The organism is Streptomyces sp. NPDC055506 (genome assembly GCF_053643595.1).
Genome location: NZ_JBSHKH010000043.1, coordinates 43,733 through 61,592, shown reverse-complemented (window position 1 = coordinate 61,592; position 17,860 = coordinate 43,733). Strand labels below are relative to the sequence as shown.

General features: G+C 69.9%; 15 protein-coding genes. 9 read left to right on the top strand and 6 right to left on the bottom strand.

Going from position 1 to position 17,860, the window contains the following annotated elements:
* The first annotated feature begins 143 nt into the window (after positions 1 to 143).
* From ACWIF2_RS18565 to ACWIF2_RS18555, 3 genes are all read left to right on the top strand, one after another.
* Positions 144 to 2,582, top strand: coding sequence for a GcvT family protein (locus ACWIF2_RS18565; RefSeq protein WP_454361584.1), 2,439 nt, complete (start codon positions 144 to 146; stop codon positions 2,580 to 2,582).
* A 95-nt stretch (positions 2,583 to 2,677) separates the two neighbouring features.
* Complete coding sequence (locus tag ACWIF2_RS18560; RefSeq protein ID WP_454361583.1) at positions 2,678 to 3,538, top strand: bifunctional methylenetetrahydrofolate dehydrogenase/methenyltetrahydrofolate cyclohydrolase; 861 nt, start codon at positions 2,678 to 2,680, stop codon at positions 3,536 to 3,538.
* Between the two features lie 16 nt (positions 3,539 to 3,554).
* Positions 3,555 to 3,785: a hypothetical protein gene (locus ACWIF2_RS18555; RefSeq protein WP_454361582.1), complete on the top strand. Its 231-nt coding sequence runs from the start codon at positions 3,555 to 3,557 to the stop codon at positions 3,783 to 3,785.
* 11 nt (positions 3,786 to 3,796) lie between these two features.
* Here the strand turns inward: ACWIF2_RS18555 and ACWIF2_RS18550 are convergent, their stop codons facing one another.
* A complete protein-coding gene (locus tag ACWIF2_RS18550) occupies positions 3,797 to 4,588 on the bottom strand; it encodes an IclR family transcriptional regulator (protein ID WP_454361581.1) in 792 nt (263 codons plus the stop codon).
* A 55-nt stretch (positions 4,589 to 4,643) separates the two neighbouring features.
* The gene (purU, locus tag ACWIF2_RS18545) at positions 4,644 to 5,516 is read right to left on the bottom strand and encodes a formyltetrahydrofolate deformylase (protein ID WP_454361580.1); all 873 of its coding nucleotides are present in this window, start codon (positions 5,514 to 5,516) and stop codon (positions 4,644 to 4,646) included.
* A 192-nt stretch (positions 5,517 to 5,708) separates the two neighbouring features.
* Here purU and ACWIF2_RS18540 point away from each other — a divergent pair, with 192 nt between their 5' ends.
* Positions 5,709 to 6,854: an aromatic ring-hydroxylating oxygenase subunit alpha gene (locus ACWIF2_RS18540; protein ID WP_454361579.1), complete on the top strand. Its 1,146-nt coding sequence runs from the start codon at positions 5,709 to 5,711 to the stop codon at positions 6,852 to 6,854.
* Between the two features lie 6 nt (positions 6,855 to 6,860).
* On the opposite strand, the gene ACWIF2_RS18535 is transcribed toward ACWIF2_RS18540, so the two are convergent.
* Positions 6,861 to 8,249: a pyridoxal phosphate-dependent decarboxylase family protein gene (locus tag ACWIF2_RS18535; protein WP_454361578.1), complete on the bottom strand. Its 1,389-nt coding sequence runs from the start codon at positions 8,247 to 8,249 to the stop codon at positions 6,861 to 6,863.
* Positions 8,250 to 8,339: 90 nt separating this feature from the next.
* Here ACWIF2_RS18535 and ACWIF2_RS18530 point away from each other — a divergent pair, with 90 nt between their 5' ends.
* From ACWIF2_RS18530 to ACWIF2_RS18515, 4 genes are all read left to right on the top strand, one after another.
* Positions 8,340 to 9,698, top strand: coding sequence for an aminotransferase-like domain-containing protein (locus ACWIF2_RS18530; protein WP_454361577.1), 1,359 nt, complete (start codon positions 8,340 to 8,342; stop codon positions 9,696 to 9,698).
* A 239-nt stretch (positions 9,699 to 9,937) separates the two neighbouring features.
* Complete coding sequence (locus ACWIF2_RS18525; protein WP_454361576.1) at positions 9,938 to 11,104, top strand: hypothetical protein; 1,167 nt, start codon at positions 9,938 to 9,940, stop codon at positions 11,102 to 11,104.
* The gene (locus tag ACWIF2_RS18520; protein WP_454361575.1) at positions 11,101 to 12,666 is read left to right on the top strand and encodes a substrate-binding domain-containing protein; all 1,566 of its coding nucleotides are present in this window, start codon (positions 11,101 to 11,103) and stop codon (positions 12,664 to 12,666) included. Before ACWIF2_RS18525 ends, ACWIF2_RS18520 begins: the two co-directional genes overlap by 4 nt.
* The gene (locus tag ACWIF2_RS18515) at positions 12,653 to 13,402 is read left to right on the top strand and encodes a hypothetical protein (RefSeq protein WP_454361574.1); all 750 of its coding nucleotides are present in this window, start codon (positions 12,653 to 12,655) and stop codon (positions 13,400 to 13,402) included. The genes ACWIF2_RS18520 and ACWIF2_RS18515 overlap by 14 nt, the downstream gene beginning before the upstream one ends.
* Before the next feature lie 19 nt (positions 13,403 to 13,421).
* Here the strand turns inward: ACWIF2_RS18515 and ACWIF2_RS18510 are convergent, their stop codons facing one another.
* On the bottom strand, positions 13,422 to 14,264 hold the full coding sequence (locus tag ACWIF2_RS18510; protein ID WP_454361573.1) for an NmrA family NAD(P)-binding protein: 843 nt from the start codon (positions 14,262 to 14,264) through the stop codon (positions 13,422 to 13,424).
* Between the two features lie 82 nt (positions 14,265 to 14,346).
* Between ACWIF2_RS18510 and ACWIF2_RS18505 the strand changes: the two genes are divergently transcribed.
* The gene (locus tag ACWIF2_RS18505; protein ID WP_454361572.1) at positions 14,347 to 15,318 is read left to right on the top strand and encodes a cupin domain-containing protein; all 972 of its coding nucleotides are present in this window, start codon (positions 14,347 to 14,349) and stop codon (positions 15,316 to 15,318) included.
* A 38-nt stretch (positions 15,319 to 15,356) separates the two neighbouring features.
* Here the strand turns inward: ACWIF2_RS18505 and ACWIF2_RS18500 are convergent, their stop codons facing one another.
* Both ACWIF2_RS18500 and ACWIF2_RS18495 read right to left on the bottom strand, forming a co-directional pair.
* The gene (locus ACWIF2_RS18500) at positions 15,357 to 16,535 is read right to left on the bottom strand and encodes a hypothetical protein (RefSeq protein WP_454361571.1); all 1,179 of its coding nucleotides are present in this window, start codon (positions 16,533 to 16,535) and stop codon (positions 15,357 to 15,359) included.
* Positions 16,536 to 16,667: 132 nt separating this feature from the next.
* Complete coding sequence (locus tag ACWIF2_RS18495; protein ID WP_454361570.1) at positions 16,668 to 17,810, bottom strand: PP2C family protein-serine/threonine phosphatase; 1,143 nt, start codon at positions 17,808 to 17,810, stop codon at positions 16,668 to 16,670.
* Between the last annotated feature and the right edge of the window lie 50 nt (positions 17,811 to 17,860).

Below are 17,860 nucleotides of genomic sequence, written 5' to 3'. Positions count from 1 at the left end.
GGTTCCTCCCTCTCGCCGCCGGGCGCTTTTCCGGCGTCGCGGACCCCTTGACACGCCTCTGCACGGCGGGCACATTGAGTTGCGCAACCTGAACCTTGTTGCGCAGACAGCAACTGGACGCTTTCAACGTCGGAGGTGCGGCGATGGCGGGACCCCGGGTGGTCATCATCGGAGCGGGCGTCGTGGGGGCGGCGCTCGCCGACGAGATCTCCGCGCGAGGCTGGACCGAAGTGACCGTGGTCGACCAGGGCCCGCTGCCCGCCACCGGGGGATCGTCGTCGCACGCCCCGGGCCTGGTCTTCCAGACCAACCCCTCCAAGACCATGACCGAGATGGCCCGTTACACCGTCGAGAAGTTCTGCTCGCTCGACGTCGACGGCCAGCCCTGCTTCCTCCAGGTCGGCGGCCTGGAAGTGGCGACCAGCCCGGAGCGCGTCGCCGAACTGCAGCGGCGCCACGGCTGGCTCGCCTCCTGGGGCATCGAGGCCCGGCTGCTGAGCACCGAGGAGTGCGTCGAACAGCACCCGCTCGTCGACCCGGACAAGGTCCTCGCCGGCCTCCACGTGCCGACCGACGGCCTCGCCAAGGCGGTCCTCGCCGTCGAGGCGCAGATCCGCCGGGCCACCGAGCGCGGCGTGCGCTTCCTCGCCCGCCACGAAGTCCTCGACGTCACCAGGGCCGAGGGCGAGGTGACCGGTGTCCTCACCGACCAGGGCGAGATCCCCGCCGACATCGTCGTGTGCTGCGCCGGCATCTGGGGCCCGAAGATCGCCCGCATGGTCGGCATGAACCTCCCGCTCACGCCGCTCGCCCACCAGCTCGCCTGGACGGGCCCGGTACCGGCCCTGGCGGGCCAGACGCAGGAGGCGGTCCGCCCGATCCTGCGCCACCAGGACGCCGACCTCTACTACCGCGACCGCTTCGACGCCTTGGGCATCGGCTACTACGGCCACCGCCCCATGCCGATCTCCGCCGACGACATCCTCTCCGTGGACGAGGCCGCTGAGATGCCCTCCGTCCTGAAGTTCACCGAAGAGGACTTCGAGGAGGCCTGGAGCGAGACCCAGTCACTGCTCCCCGCGACGAAGGACGCCAAGGTCGAGGAGGGCATCAACGGCCTGTTCTCCTTCACCACCGACGGTCTGCCCCTGCTCGGCGAATCCCCGGACGTCAAGGGCTTCTGGGTCGCCGAGGCCGTCTGGGTCACCCACTCGGCGGGCGTCGGACGGGCCATGGCCGAGTGGCTGGTCGACGGCCACTGCTCCTCCTTCGACCTGCACGAGTGCGACGTCAACCGCTTCGAACCGCACCAGCTCTCCCCGGAGTACGTACTGGCCCGCGACTGCCAGAACTTCGTCGAGGTCTACGACATCCTCCACCCCCTCCAGCCGTCGGGAGACCCACGCCCGATCCGCACCAGCCCCTTCCACACCCGCCAGCGGGAGCTGGGCGCCTTCTTCCTGGAAGCGAACGGCTGGGAGCGGCCCCAGTGGTACGAGGCCAACGCGGGTCTGGTCGAAGGCCGTTCCATCGTCACCCCGAACGACTGGGCCGCGCGGTACTGGTCGCCCATCGTCGGCGCCGAGGCCCAGACCACCCGCGAGACCGTCGCGATGTACGACATGACGGCCCTCAAGCGACTGGAGGTCAGCGGTCGCGGTGCGGGCGAGTTCCTGGAGCGGCTGTGCACCGGCAAGGTCGCCAAGTCCGTCGGCTCGGTGACGTACACGCTGCTCCTGGACCACGACGGCGGCATCCGCAGCGACGTCACCGTCGCCCGGCTGGCCCCCGACCTCTTCCAGGTCGGCGCCAACGGCAACCTGGACCTCGACTGGTTCACCCGGCACCTCCCCGCCGACGGCACGGTCCAGGTCCGCGACATCACCCCCGGCACGTGCTGCGTCGGTCTGTGGGGACCGCGCGCCCGCGACGTCCTCCAGCCGCTCACCGACGCCGACTTCTCGGCGACGGGCCTGAAGTACTTCCGCGCCAAGCGCGCGCACATCGGCTCCGTGCCGGTGACGGCGATGCGGCTGTCGTACGTCGGTGAGCTCGGCTGGGAGCTGTACACCACCGCGGACCTCGGCCAGAAGCTGTGGGACACGCTGTGGCGGGCGGCGAAGCCGCTGGGCGGCATCGTGGCGGGGCGGGGTGCGTTCAACAGCCTCCGCCTGGAGAAGGGCTACCGGTCCTTCGGCACGGACATGACCTATGAACACAACCCGTACGAGGCCGGGGTGGGCTTCGCGGTGAAGCTCGACAAGGAGGACTTCATCGGCAAGGCGGCGTTGGAGCGGCGCAAGGCGGAGGTGCGGCGCCGGCTGACCTGCCTCACGATCGACGATCCCCGGGCCGTCGTCATGGGCAAGGAGCCGGTGTACGACGGGGACTGTGCGGTGGGTTACGTCACCAGTGCCGCGTACGGATACACGATCGGCAAGGGCATCGCGTATGCGTGGCTGCCGGTGGAGCTGGCCACTCCTGGGACCGTTCTGCACATCGGGTACTTCGACCAGTCTGTCGAGGCCGTGGTCGCTGAGGAGCCTCTGTTCGACCCGGCGATGTCCCGTCTTCGTGGCTGAGATCTCGTCTGCGGCTGCGTTGTGGCTGGTCGCGCAGTTCCCCGCGCCCCTTCGGGACACGTTCAGCGCCGACATGGTTGGAAGGAACTCCCCAAGTGACCGCACAACTCCTTGACGGCAAGGCCACCGCCGCCGAAATCCGGCAGGAACTCGCCGAGCGCGTGGCCAAGTTGACTGCCACCACCGGCCGGGCACCCGGGCTGGGTACCGTCCTCGTCGGCGACGATCCGGGCAGTCGCGCCTACGTCGGCGGCAAGCACCGGGACTGCGCCCAGGTAGGGATCGCCTCCCTTCGTCGGGAGTTGCCCGCCGACGCCTCGCAGCAGCAGGTCGAGGAGACGATCGACGAGCTCAACGCCGACCCCGCCTGCACCGGCTACATCGTCCAGCTGCCGCTCCCGCGTCACCTCGACGCCAACGCCGTACTGGAACGCATGGACCCGGCCAAGGACGCCGACGGACTGCACCCCGTGAACCTCGGGCGGCTCGTCCTCGGCGTCGAGGCTCCGCTGCCGTGCACCCCGCGCGGGATCGTCGAACTGCTCCGCCGCCATGACGTGCCGCTCGCCGGAGCGCGAGTGTGCGTGATCGGCCGGGGCCTCACCGTCGGACGGCCCATCGGACTCCTCCTCACCCGCAGGTCGGAGAACGCCACGGTCACCCTTTGCCACACCGGAACCAAGGGCCTTGCCTGGCACGTACGCGAGGCGGACATCGTCGTCGCGGCCGCCGGCTCGCCCGGACTGATCACCAAGGACATGCTGCGCCCCGGCGCGGCCGTCCTGGACGTCGGCATCACCCGCACCGACCAGGGGCTGGTGGGTGACATCCACCCGGGTGCCGCCGAGGTCGCCGGGTGGCTCGCGCCGATGCCCGGGGGAGTGGGTCCCATGACCCGGGCCATGCTGCTCGCGAATGTCGTCGAGGCCGCCGAGAGGAACGCGAACGCCGTATGAACAGTCCACCCTGGAGATGATCGCCTCCGAGAACTTCGCGCCCCCCGCCGTGATGGAGGCACAGGGCTCGGTACGCCGAGGGCTACGCCAGGACACCGACGGCACCGTGACACCGCAGGACCTCGGCATGGGCTCGGTGGTGTCCAAGAAGAAGCGGGGCTCCATCGCCAAGCGCCGCGACCCGCACCTCCGGGGGCGCGATCCGGCTGGCGGCCGTGCGTCTTCGGCTGTGGAGTGGACGGGCTGACGCCGGCACCCTCAGCCCGTGTAGCCGAGACGGCCGCTGAGCTCGTCCGCTCCGGCGACGATCACCGGTGCGAGCTCGCGTATCCGCTCCTCGGTCAGCCGGAAGGCCGGTCCCGACGCGCTGAGGGCGGCGACGACCTCGCCGTCCTGCGAACGCACCGGCGCGGACAGGGCGTTGAGGCCCTCCTCGTATTCCTCCCGCGTGACGGCAAAGCCCTGCTCACGGGCTTCGGACAGGTCCGCCTCCAGTTTCTTCCTGGAGGTCACCGTGCGCGGTGTCATACGGGGCAGGCCCGCCTCGGCGAGGAGCTCGTCGCGGTCCCCGCGGTCGAGGTGGGCCAGGAGGATCTTGCCGCTCGAGGTGCAGTGCAGCGGGGTCTGCCGTCCCACCCAGTTCTGTGCGGCGATGGCCGACGTACTGCGCACCTGGTAGAGATTGATCGCGTGGTGGGACTCGAGCACGGCGATGTTCAGCGTCTCGCCCACGTCGTCGACGAGACGCTCGCAGATTCCCCGCCCGTAGCGGGTGACGGCGATGCGGCCCGTCACGGCGCCTGCCAGGCGCACGACTCCGAAGCCGAGACGGTACTTGCCGCGTTCGCTCTCCTGCTCGACCATCCCGTGCGCCTCCAGCGCGCCGAGCAGACGGAAGGCGGTGGACTTGTGGACGTCGATCGCCGCGGCCACTTCACTCACGCCCGCCTCGCCGTGCTGGGCGAGGATCTCCAGCACGGCGACGGCACGGTCGACGGACTGCACTCCGCCAGAGGGAGCGCTTGCGGGCTCGGCGCCGAAGTTGCTCATGGCGAGACTCTAGGCGAATTGGTCAACAGGCGTGAGGGGGCGGAGGTCATTTTCGTCAGCGGAAGACGACCGTACGGTTGCCGTTGACCATGACACGGCTCTGGCTGTGCCATTCCACCGCCCGCGCCAGGACCTGCGCCTCCACGTCGCGTCCCAGGGCGACCATGCTGTCGGGACCCTGGGAGTGGTTCACACGGATGACGTCCTGCTCGATGATGGGCCCCTCGTCGAGGTCCGGGGTGACGTAGTGGGCCGTCGCCCCGACGAGTTTGACGCCGCGCTCGTGCGCCTGGAGATAGGGGCGGGCGCCCTTGAAGCTCGGCAGGAACGAGTGGTGGATGTTGATCGCCCGGCCTTCGAGCTGCTTGCACAGGTCGTTCGACAGGATCTGCATGTAGCGGGCGAGGACCACGAGGTCGATGTCCAGCTCGTCGACGAGCTCCAGCAGCCGGGCCTCCGCCTCGAGCTTCGTCTCCCGGGTCACGGGCACGTGGTGGAACGGGATCCCGTAGCTCTCGGCGAGCGGCTCGAAGTCCCGGTGGTTGGAGACGATCGCCGGCACCTCGATGTTCAGCGCGCCGGTGCGCCGGCGGAAGAGCAGGTCGTTCAGGCAGTGCCCGAACTTCGACACCATGATCAGGGTGCGCGTCGGGGTCGACGCGTCGTACAGCTGCCAGGAGATCCGGTACGCCTCCGCCACCGGGGCGAAGCCGGACTTCAGGTCCTCCAGTGAGGTGCCCGGGTCCGAGACGTCGAAGTGGACCCGCATGAAGAAGAGGTCCTGCAGCCGGTCGTCGAACTGCTGGCTCTCCTGGATGTTCCCGGAGTGCCGGACCAGGAAGCCGGTGACCGCGTGGACGAGACCCGAGCGGTCGGGGCACGACAGGGTGAGGACGAACTCGCGGCCGGTCGTGGGTCCAAGGGACATTGAGCCCTCCCTGAGGGGGTGCGCAATACGCAACAGTCGGACTGATACGCAACATGGTCCTGGCTGTGACGGCCTGTGGTCAAGGTCTTGACAGCGGTTCGGGCGGACTGCACTGTGAGTTGCGTAGCAAGAATCTCGTTGCGCATGAGGCAACCGTCCGCCCGCCAGGGGCGCTTCACTTCGAGGTGAACCATGACTACGACCGGCCTGCCGGAGAGCCTGATCGCGACCCTCCCCGGAGACCACTACACGGCCCCGGAGATCTTCCGCCTGGAGCAGGAGCACATCTTCGAGTCGATGTGGTTCTGCGCGGCACGCTCGTCGGAACTGGCGAAGCCGGGTGCGTTCCGGACGGTGGACGTCGGACGGGAGAGCGTGCTGCTGACCCGCTCGCGGGACGGCTCGGTCAAGGCCTTCTTCAACGTGTGCCGGCACCGGGGCGCGAAGCTGTGCACGCAGGAGTCCGGCGAGGTGAAGCGGGCTTTCCAGTGCCCGTACCACGCCTGGACGTACGACCTCAACGGCAAACTCGTCGCGGCCCCCAACCTCACCAAGATGCCGGACATCGGCCGGACCGAGTACGGACTGGCGAGCGTGGCGGTACGCGAGTGGCTCGGCTATGTGTGGGTGTGCCTGGCCGAGAACCCCCCGTCGTTCGAGGAGTCGGTGATCGCGGACGTGGTCGCGCGCCTGGGCGACGTGGAGTCCGTCGAACGGTACGACGTCGAGACCCTGGAGATCGGCAGGCGGATCGTCTACGACGTCAAGGCCAACTGGAAGCTGATCATCGAGAACTTCATGGAGTGCTACCACTGCGCGACCATCCACCCCGAGCTGACCGAGGTCCTGCCGGAGTTCGCCGACGGCTACGCGGCGCAGTACTACGTGGGACACGGCGCCGAGTTCGGCTCGGAGGTCCAGGGCTTCACCGTCGACGGCTCGGCGGGCCTGGACCGCATTCCGGGTGTCACCGAGGAACAGGACCGCCGGTACTACGCGATCACGGTGCGCCCGCAGGTGTTCATCAACCTCGTCCCGGACCATGTGATCTTCCACCGGATGTTCCCGGTGGCGGTGGACCGCACGATCGTGGAGTGCGACTGGCTGTATTTGAAGGGCGTGGTGGAGAGCGGCCGGGACGTCAGCCGGTCGGTGGAGCTGTTCGACCGCGTCAACCGGCAGGACTTCGACGCCTGTGAGCGCTGCCAGCCGGCGATGAGTTCCCGCCTGTACGCCAAGGGCGGCGTCCTGGTGCCCAGCGAGCACCACATCGGAGAGTTCCACGACTGGGTCCAGGACCGCATCGGCATCCGCGCCGACCTCGCGGCGGAGCACTAGGCGACCTCACAATTTGTGAAGCGCGCCTTGCAGCGCGGTGACGACCCGTCGGGTGTCGTTCTCGGTGGTGCGCCAGTTGCTGAACGCGGCCCGTAGCGCGGGCACACCGTCCAGAACGGTTGGGGTGAGGAAGACCTCGTCGGCGAGTTGACCGGTGAGTGCGGACAGGCGTTCGGCGGTGGGGTCTTCCGCAAGGGTGAAGCAGACGACGTTCAGGCGGACCGGTGCCAGGAGTCGAAGCTCTGGCGTGCTGTCGATGGCGTCGCCCAGAATGTGCGCACAGGCGATGCAGCGTTCGACGATCTCGCGGTGGCCGTCGCGCCCGTACGCGCGCAGGGTGAACCAGGCCGCGATGGCCCGCAGACGGTGGGAGTTCTCCGGAGTGAGGTGGACCGTGTCAGGGGTGTCGCCGAGAGGGCCGAGGTAGGCGGCCGAATTCTGGAAGACCGCTGTCTGCAGATCACGTCGGCGGGTGAACTGCACCGCGCTGTCGTACGGCACATTCAGCCACTTATGCAGGTCGACGCAGATCGAGTCGGCCAGATCGAGGCCGTCGACCAGATGCGAGTATCCCGGGCACAGGGCCGCGAAGGCGCCGAATGCGGCGTCCACGTGCAGCCAGAATCCGTAGCGCTCACGCAACGCGCCGATGGCGCGCAGATCATCGAAGTCAGCGGTGTTGACGGTGCCGGCATTGGCGACGACCACGCATGGCCCATCGGCCTCGTGCTCCCGCAGCGCACGCTCAAGAGCGGCCGGATCGACGGCTTCCCGGTGGGGGAGAGTGTCCACCGGGATCAGGGCCGTGCGCCCCAGGCCGAGAATCGACAGCCCCTTGGACACGCTCGAATGCGCGGCTCCCGACAGCACCCGTACCGCGCCGAGGCCGCCCACGCCGTCCTCGGCAGGTGACACGCCTCTGCGCTCGCCGAGCCATTCCCGTGCTGTGGCAAGGCCGATGGTGTTGGACATGGTGGCACCGCTGACGAACGTTCCGTGATGGTGGTCGGACAGCCCGAACAGGCCGCGCAGCCAGGCGATCGACTCACGCTCCAGGTGCTGTCCCGCTCCGTCCAGTGAGGAGAAGGCGTTCTGGTCCCAGGTCGCGGTCATCCAGTCGCCGGCCAAGGCCGCCGGGGTCGCGCCTCCCGTGACGAACCCGAGGTAGCGCGGCCCCGCACTCGCCGACAGTGCCGGTTCCCAGCGGGCGGCGAACTCGTCGAGCGTCGCCTCCAGACCCACACCCCGCGCGGGCAGCGGTGTGGGTGGCGGGACCGGCACCGAAGGGACGACGTCCCGCTCTTCCAGGTCTGAGAGAAGGGCGGCGGCGTGCCGCTGGACGGCCTCCAGCAGCCTCGGCAGCTCATTTCGGTCTGCGGCGAGTCGCAGGTACACGTTGTCTCCGTTCGTCTCGGCTGACGACGACGGTAGGCAGGCGGCGGGCCGGAGGGCATGGTCCAATCGTGGGAAACTGGACCAGTGCGGATGGGGGACGAGCAGCTGGTGCGGGCCTTGGGGCCCTGGCGAACGCCCGATGCGCCACTGAGCGCGGCGCTGGCCCAAGCAGTCCGGGAAGCGGTCCTCGACGGCCGCGTACGCACGGGCAGCGAGCTGCCCGCCGAACGCCGCCTCGCCACTGCTCTCGGGGTGAGCCGCGGCACGGTGACGGCCGCGCTGGACCGATTGCGTGACAGTGGATGGGTCCGCACCCGGCACGGCAGCGCCAGCACGGTGCGGCTGCCCCCGGCCGCCGCGGAACGCATCGCCCCCGTCTCGGCGACCGGGGAAACCGGCTCCGTCACCGACCTGCGCCGGGCGGTGCCCGCCGCACCGCAGGAGGCCTACCTGGCAGCGACCCGGCGAGCCGTGGAACGAGCAGCCCCGTTGCTGGCCGAGCACGGCGAACCCGGACCCGGTCTTCCCGAGCTGCGTGCCTTGATCGCCGCACGGTACAGCCGTGAGGGTCTGGCCACCCGGCCCGAGCAGATCCTCGTCACCAGCGGGGCACGCGCCGCGCTGACCCTGCTCACCGCACACCTCAAACCCCGCGTGGCCGCCGTCGAGATCCCCACGTTCTTCGACGCGCTGCGGATACTGCGCGGTCCCGGAACGAGGCTGGTCGGCTCGAGGGTCACCACCGACGGCTGGGACCTCGACCAGCTCGAGGCCGCCTTCACCGCCGCCCGAGGCCATCTCGCCTACCTGGTGCCCGACTTCCACAACCCCACCGGCGCGCTCATGCCTCAGCACATCCGGCGAGCCGTCGCCGACCTGGCCGCCCAAAGCCGGGTGACCATCGTCGCGGACGAGACCATGCGCGACCTCGACCTGCGCGACCGGCCGGAGCCCGTGCCTCGGATCCGCGGCGCCGTGCTGATCGGTTCGACCAGTAAGGCGATATGGGCCGGCCTGCGCATCGGCTGGATCCGAGCGACGACCCCACTCATCAGCAGCCTGCGGAGCCACCCCCTCGCCGGCCCACTGTCCGCGCCCCCCATGCAACAGCTCATCGCCGCCGAACTCCTGGGCGACCTGGAAACAGTGCTCCATCGACGGCGCGGCGAACTCCGGAGACAGCGCGACCGCCTCAGCAAGCTGCTCGCCGACGACAACCGTTGGCACTTCACCGTTCCACCCGGCGGACTCGCACTGTGGCTGCACCTCACCGCCACTCCCGCAGACACGATCGTCGAGCGAGTCGGCAAGGGCGGAGTCGAACTCGCACCCGGCCCGCGCTTCGCGGCCGATGCGACTCTCACCCACCACCTGCGCGTCCCCTACACCCCACCCCTCGACGTACTCAACCGGGTCGCCACGGTCCTCGACATGGCCTGCCGCGAGTGAACCGGCGGCCGACTGGCTCACGGAACGCGATCCGCGCGGAACGAGTGCCTTTTCCTACGTTCAACCGACGTTCCGGGAAAGGACGTTCGGGGTACACCGGCATCACCGACGATCCTGGCCCGGGCCCACGGGGGCGAACGCAGGTGTCACGGGGGGAGACGCAGGTGCCCGCGAACAGACCCGCTACCGAAGAGCCGCGGTTAACCGTCACCAGACCCCCGCGCCGACGCCTGCGCGGATTGCTGGCGTCGGCGCTGCCCGTCCCGGTCGTCGGGCTGGTCCTGCTCGTGGCCTCCGGGAACCTGCTGTTGCCGCTGCGGCAGGTGGTCACCATAGAGGCCAAGATGGCCTCGAAGAGGGATTTCTTCCAGGACCCCGTGGTCGAGCGGCTGCTGATGAAGCACGGCTTCCGCGTGCACATCACCAATATGGGCTCGCGTGAGATCGCCAAGCAGGACTACGAGGGATACGACGTCGTCTTCCCCTCCGGCCAGCCGGCCTCCGACCTGATCAGCCGGGAGCGCGCCCGGGCCAACCGCCCGGTGCTCCTGTACCGTCCGTTCGTCAGCCCCATCGTGCTGGCCACCTACCGGGACTACGCCGAGGTGCTCACGGCGGAAGGCGTCGCGAAACGCCTGCCGGGACCGGGCGGCCGGACGCTGTACTACACCCTCGACATGCGGCGGTTCCTCGATCTCGCGCGCGGCAAGAGGAAGGGCGTCCAGCGCGATCCCGAGGACGGCTACCGCTGGGACGAGATCGACCGCGACGACCACGTCCGCAACGGCAACAAGATCCTTGCCCAGACCTCGGACATCTGCGAGTCCAACTCCGCCGGCACCTACCTCGGGCTCGTGGCCTTCGTCGAGCACGGGAACGACGCACCGGACAGCGAGGCCGAGGCCGAGCAATTGGCCCGGAGGATCAAGCCGCTCCTCGTCGAGCAGGGCTTGCCGTCCTCCGAACGGGCCGAAACGTATCTGTCCCCCGACGGGCAGAGCATCGCCCCTGTCTCGGTGATCTACGAGCACCAGTTCCTCGCCCATCAGATCGGGTACGCGGCCGAAAAGGGCGCGACCGATGACGAGCGCGTCCTGCTCTACCCGTCCACACGCTTCGTCACCGAACCCCAGCTCGTCGCGCTGACCGGCGACGGCGCCCGGCTCGGTGAACTGGTCAGCGAGAACAGCGAACTCCAGCAACGCGCCACGGAGTTGGGCTTTCGGACCCGTAACTCCGCCGGCGGTTCGACCAGCGACGACCTCACCCGATTCCTCACCGAGCGGCAGATCCCGGTGCCCACCACCTCCTCCGACGACACCCGGGCGGTCCTGCCCAGCCTGCCCCTGCTGGAGAAGATGATCGAGATCGTCGGCGACTGCCCGGACCGGAAGGGCGGCAAGTGAGACGTGGTGCGGGCCTGCCCGCGCTCTGCCTGGCGCTCGTAGCCGCTTTGCTCACCGCTTGCTCGGGCGGCGACGGCGACGAAACGGTCCGGCTGCGCGTGCTCGCCAGTCCCGATCTCGCCGTACTGGCCCCGCTGCTGAGAGATCTGAAGGACGAGACCGGCATCGACCTGCGCCTGGACCACCGGGCCGACGCCGAGACGAAGACCCCGGACCGCGACAGGTACGACCTCGCGTGGCTGTCCTCCGACCGCTATCTGCGCCTCACGGACAAGAGCGCGATCCGGGGGGTGCAGCGCACCCCCACCATGACGTCCCCCGTCGTCATCGGCCTGAAGCCGGACGTGGCACGGAAGCTTCGCGCCCAGGTGCCAGGCGGCCGGCTCACCTGGGCGGACATCGCGGACGCAGCCGCCACCGGCACCGTCCGCTTCGGCATGGCCGACCCCCGGCACGCCGGCAGCGGGCTCGCCGCCCTCATCGGCGTAGCCACCGCCGCGGCAGGAACCGGAGCCGCGCTGCGCCCCGAGGACGTCTCCTGCGACCGGCTGCGCGGCTTCCGCTCCGGCCAGACCCTCACCGCCGACACCGGCCCCGCCCTCGTCGACTCCTACGCCGGCCACCAGGGCGAGACCAACGCTCTCATCACGTACGAGTCCGATCTGCTCGCCCTCAACGCCACCGACCACGTCGACGACCGACTGGAGGTCGTCCGCCCCGAAGACGGCATGGTCCTGGCGGACTTCCCGCTGCTCCTGCTCAACCCGGCCCACCGCACCGCCTACGACAAGGTCACGCAGTGGCTGCGGCGCGACCCGGTGCAGCGGCAGATCATGCGGCACACTCTGCGCCGCCCCGTGAACACCACGGTCACCCGGGACGCACGGCTGCGCGAACCGGTCGGCAACGCGCTCTTCTACCCCGACCAACCCGCCGTCATAGAAGCCCTGTTGGCGGACTACGGCGACCCCGACCGCCGTGCCACGACCCAGGTGGTCTTCCTGCTCGACTTCTCCGGCTCGATGCGCGGTGCCCGAATGGCCGCCCTGCGCGAGGCCTTCGCCGGACTCAGCGGCGCAGACCCCTCCGCCTCCGGCAAGTTCACCCGCTTCTACCGGGGCGAGCGGCTGACCATCGTCCGGTTCGGCGGCCGGGTACTGGAGGAGAAGACCGTCACCGTCACCGGCCCGAAAGACCTCACGGCCCTCGCCGACACCGTCGCCAGGGGCGGCTACGGCGATGCCACCGCCGTATGGTCCGCCCTCGACCGCGGATACCGCACCGCCGCCCGCGAACTGGCCGCCGACCCCGACCGCTCCGTCTCACTCGTCCTGATGACGGACGGCGAGAACAACGCGGGCCTGCCCCATGCGGAGTTCGTACGCCGTCACAAGGCGCTGCCCGCCGCCGTGCGCGCCGCCGTTCACACCTACCCCGTCCATCTCGGCGAGGCCGACGCAGACGAACTGCGGCGCGCGGCGGCGGGGACGGGCGGACGGATGGTGGAGGCCGCCGGCTCGTCCCTTTCCGAGGCATTCAAGGAGATCCGTGGCTGTCACTGACGCACTGTGGTGGAGCCTTTGGTGGCAGTGGATGACGGTCTGGCTGGTGACGGCCGCCGGCGCGGTGGTGCTCGCGGTGGTCCTGGTGCGCCATGCCCGGGAGCGGCGCAGGCACCTGCGGCGCTGGCAGTCGGCGTACAGCATATGTCTGTACCTTGACGAGCAGGCGGTGATGGACCTCTACGAGCTCGGCAACTACCGGTCCGCACTGGAAGAGGCCGTCGAGCTGCGGACGAAGGTCGACACGAGTGTCGGCTTCTGGAGCCGTGTGCTGACGTGGCTGTTCCGCTTCAGGCTGAAGCGGGACGTCAGCCAGGAGACCTTCCGCAAGTTCGTGCGCAAGGACAAACCGATCAACGTGATCGGCGTGGTCATGGAGGCCTTCGACCGGGCCGACGCCATCGTCCACGCCGACCTGACCACACTGACCGTCGTCCCCAACCGGAACCTCGCCGACAACCTGGCCGACGGCCGTGCCGTGACCCTGAGCCGCATCGGCGAATTCGTCTCGGTCAAAGGGGTGTTCACCGGCGTGCCCGACGTCGCGGAGGGATTCGTCCTGCGGGCCGAGTACGGCGCCGAGCGGCCCCCGGTGTACATGCGTGTCGTGGCCCCCGGGAACGCGCGCCGCTCGATCCCGGCCGGCACTTTCACGGCCCGTTGCCTCGGGAAGATGACCGGCTGGCGCGAGGACACCCGCGAGGTGACGCTGGAGGCGATCGCGATCTTCTGGTGACCGCCCCCGACCGCCCTCCCTATCGAGCGGGGGCCCAGACGCCGGTGGCGGCCGTATCGCGGACGTAGTCGGCGAAGTCCCGGGGCGGTCGGCCGACAGCGCGGTGGACGCCATCACCGAGTCGGGACCTGCGACCGTCGAAGACCTCGCCCATGAGATCGGCCAGCGGCTCCGCGAGCCGCGCCGGTGTCCCCTTCTCCTGGAGAGCGGCGGAGAATCGTTCCCGGCTGATCGCCTGGTAGCGGACCGTGCGCCCGATGGCGTTGCCGATCTCCGCGACGGCTTCGGCGAAGGTCATGAGCCGTGGACCGGTCACGTCGTATGTCTCATGGACGTGGCGGTCTTCGGAGAGAGCCGCGGCCGCGACGTCAGCGATGTCCTCGGCGTCGGTGAACGGCTCCGCCACCTCGCCCGCCGGCAGTGCGACCACGCCTGCCCGCACCGCGCCGGTGAGGACGTCCTCGCTGAAGTTCTGAGAGATGAACCCGGTGCGCACGACGGTCCACTCGGCGCCCGACGCGCGCACTGCCTGCTCGCAGCGCTCCGCCTCGCTCGCACCACGGTCGGCCAGCAGCACCAGCCGCGTAACACCGCAGCGCACCGCTTCGCCGGCGAACGCCCCCACCGCCTCCGCGGCCCCGGGAAACGCGGCATCCGGGTGATAGGCCACGTACACCGACTCCACCCCCTGCAGCGCGGGCGCCCAGGTGGCCCTCTCCTGCCAGTCGAAGGGTGGCGCCCCCTTGCGGGAGCCGACCCGAACCGGCAGATCCCGCGCGGCCAGGCGCTCGACCACACGCCGCCCGGTCTTGCCCGTCCCGGCCAGAACCAGCGTCTTCTTGGTGCTGTTCGTTGTCCTCATGCCGCCAGTACACGCCGTCGGCAGGCAGACGCTGAATAGCTGGAAAGCTCGATTTCGTGCTTGAGCGTCTAACCTGGGGTCCATGGACGCACTGTCCGGCCTCTTGGCCGGCCCCAGAGCCCAGGGCGCCTTCATCCTGCGTTCCGTCCTGAGCCCGCCCTGGTCGGTCCGGGTGGAGGACGCGGCCCCGCTGAGTGTCGTGGCCCTCGCTCACGGCGCGGCCTGGGTCATGCCCGAGGCCGGCGCGGCCAGGTGCCTCAGCCCCGGCAGCGTCGCGCTGATGCGCGGGCCGGCCCCCTACACCTTCGCCGACACTCCCTCCACGCCCGTCCGGACGGTCGTCCGACCGGGCCCCCATCGCACGACACCGTCGGGTCAACACCTGCGCGAGGTCGTTGATCTGGGCCCTCGCACCTGGGGAAACGACGTCCCCCGCGATGCGACCGTGATGGTGATCGGCAAGTACCGGATGACCGGCGAAGTCAGCAACAGACTCCTGCGCGCTCTGCCGCCGGTGCTGGTGCTGCCTCATGACCCTCAGAGCCCCATCGATCCGGTCGGGTTGCTCGCCGAGGAAGTCGTCCGGGAGGAACCTGGCCAGCAGGTCGTCCTGGACAGGCTGCTGGACCTGCTCCTTGTCACCTCGCTCCGAGCGTGGTTCGCGCAGGCCGAGACGGGAGCCCCGGCCTGGTATCGCGCCCTGTCCGACCCTGTCGTGGGCCGGGCGCTGCGCCACTTGCACAGCGATCCCGCGTCGCCCTGGACGGTGAGCGCTCTCGCGTCGCGAGTCGGGGTCTCTCGCGCGACTCTCGCCCGCCGCTTCACAGAACTCGTCGGCCAAGCGCCGATCGCCTACCTCGCCGACTGGCGGCTGGACTTGGCAGCCGACCTGCTCCGGGAACCGGACGTGACGATCGAGGCCGTGGCCCGACAGGTCGGCTACGCGAGCGCCTCCGCCCTCAGCACCGCGTTCAAACGAGAACGCGGGATCACCCCGCGACAGCACCGGGCCCGGTTCCGCACAGGAGGCGGGGGAGAGAAGCAGCCCCCATGAGCAGGACCCTGCTGCCGACTACCGCACCGGGCAGCGGTTCAGACCTTCTCCCGAGTCCACACCCTGCGCACCCGGCTGTCGGTGCCGGCGCGGACCGTGCGCGAGTCTCGGCCGACGTGCGCGTTCATCGCTGACCGCAGCCGGTGGCGCGAGGTGAACCCCGGGGCCGGACCTGCCTTCGCGGACCGCTCCCTTACGTCGGCCTTCCCGCACAGCACGTCCCACACCCGGTCCGGGCACTCCCCGCGCCGCCAGAGGAAGTCGCAGTACGGGATGTGCGCGATCTCCAGGTTCAGCCAGCCGCCCTTGTGCAGTACGCCCTGCCACTCGGACAGGCGGAGCTTCAGGTGGCCGCGCGGCCGGTCGGACTTGTCGACGCTGGTGATGCCGAGCACGCGGACGAAGCCGGGGGTGCGTTCCAGCACGACCACCGGACGCTCCTTGTAGGTGTTGTCGTCGTGGGTGAGCTCGGCTGTCCACACGTCGCCGACGGCCGGTGGCCAGGACGTCACTCCGGGGGGCGCGGGGCGGGCAGGAGGCCCGGTCCTCAGCCAGCGCACCAGGCGGACGACGGCGGCCACCGCGCAGCCGGCGGACAGCCCCACCAGCGACCACCACAGGACGGCGAGCAGCAGCGTCCCGGGGGTGGCGTCGTCCGGGTCGGGGAGGAGCGTGCCGCCGGTGTGGTGGATCCAGTACCCGGTCACGACGGCCAGGAGCGCCTTCCACAGCGCCGTCCGCAGCAGGACCAGCGGAAAGTAGCCGTGGTCCACGATCCGCATCAGACCCAGTACGGCGGCGTTCGTCGCGTAGACCACGGTCATCCCGGCCATGGGCTGCTTGTCGACCCCCGTTTCCAGCGGTGCCATGACGCCCGCCACCACACAGCAGAGGCCCACCGCGCGTGCCGCGACCAGTATTCGGCTCCCTTTGAGCCGCGCGGGCGCCACCATCCGGACCATCGGCCGGGCGACCAGTACGCACAGCACGAGCAACGCGACGCATATCCAGGTGTTCCGGGTATCGGTCAAGCCGACGCGGAGCACCGGGAACATCAGCACCCACATCACCCAGGAACCGAGCCCCACCGCAAGCGGCGCCCCCGCCGAGTATTCGGGTGTCAGCCGCTTCGACCTGAGCCGTGGCTGCTGCACCCCTCCCATCAGCGGTGTGCTCAGGCACACCAGAAGTACCGCCCCCGCCAGAATCGCCTGCACGTTCCCCCCGGCTCTCGTCGCTGGGAGCAGCGTGGCCCCGCGACCGGCGTGCCCGGGGTCGTTTCGCTCTTCCGGACCCGCGCGCGGGGCGGTCTGGTAAGGCGCCCAGCCACGGTCGGCATTCCGCACGGGTCATGGACCGTCGCCCCGCCGACACCTCGCTTCGCGTTCGATCGCCACCATGGCGGCGTCGTCACCCAGGTGCCTCATCGGTGTGTGGGCGAGGAGGTCTTCGCGGAGATGGTGCAGAAGACGTTGAGGCTCACCACAGGGGGCAGCGCGCATGCGCTCGGCCAGTGGATAGAAGGTCCCGGCCTTGTCGCGGGCCTCGCTGACGCCGTCCGTGTACAGCAGGAGGGTGTCGCCGGGTTCGAAGGGAAAGGTCTGTGCGGTGAAGGACGAGTCGGCGAACTCGGTGAGTCCCAGTGGCGGCAGCGGCCTGGCCACCTCGAGCGCGGTGATGCGGCCCTGGTGCAGCAGCAGGGGCGGCGGGTGGCCGCAGTTGATCAGGTGGACGACCGGAGAGTCGTCGGGGATGTCGAGGACTGCGGCGGTGATGAACCCTTCGCTGAGGGCCGTGGTGCCGAACTCGGCCGCTTCCGGGTCGTCCAGGTCCGAGGAGACGGTTCCCTCCAGATGGGCGACCAGGGCGGGAAGGCCGGCCTGCCGGTGGGCGGCGGCGCGGAAGGCGCCGAGGAGGAGGGCGGCGTCCCCGATCGCCTCCATTCCCTTGCCGCGGACGTCTCCGACGATGAACCGGGTCCCCTGTGAGGTGCGCGCCGCGGCGAAGAGGTCGCCGCCGATCTGTGCCTCGGCTTCGGCGGCCAGGTAGGCCGAGGCGATGCGCAGGGGGCCGATCCGGCGCGGCAGCGGTCGCAGCACGACCTGCTGCGCGGCCTCGGCCACCGAGCGCAGCTGGGTCAGTTCCTGCTCGTGCCGCTCGCGCCGGAGGGCGAAGAGCGTGACGAACACCGAGATCAGGACCAAGGCGGAGAGCTGGAGACTGTGATTGAGGTCGGTGAGGCTGGTGCGCACGATCGCGACGACAGCCTGGGCCAGCACCGCCAGGGCGCCGACGCACGCCGTGACCCTCGGTCCCGCGAAGGTCGCGGTGATCGCGGGGGCGGCGGCCAGGAAGGGGCCGAGGTGCACTTCGGGGGGAGCAAGGATGTCGCCCACCGTGACGATGACGATGAGCGCGAGTGGAACCGCCAGCAGAGCCTGAGGCGACTCTCGTGATCGGCGGGGGCTGCCGGGCAGCCGTCGAGGCCCCATGGAACCTGGATACACCTCTTTGCCGCCCGTGGCCGACTCGGCGAAATGTC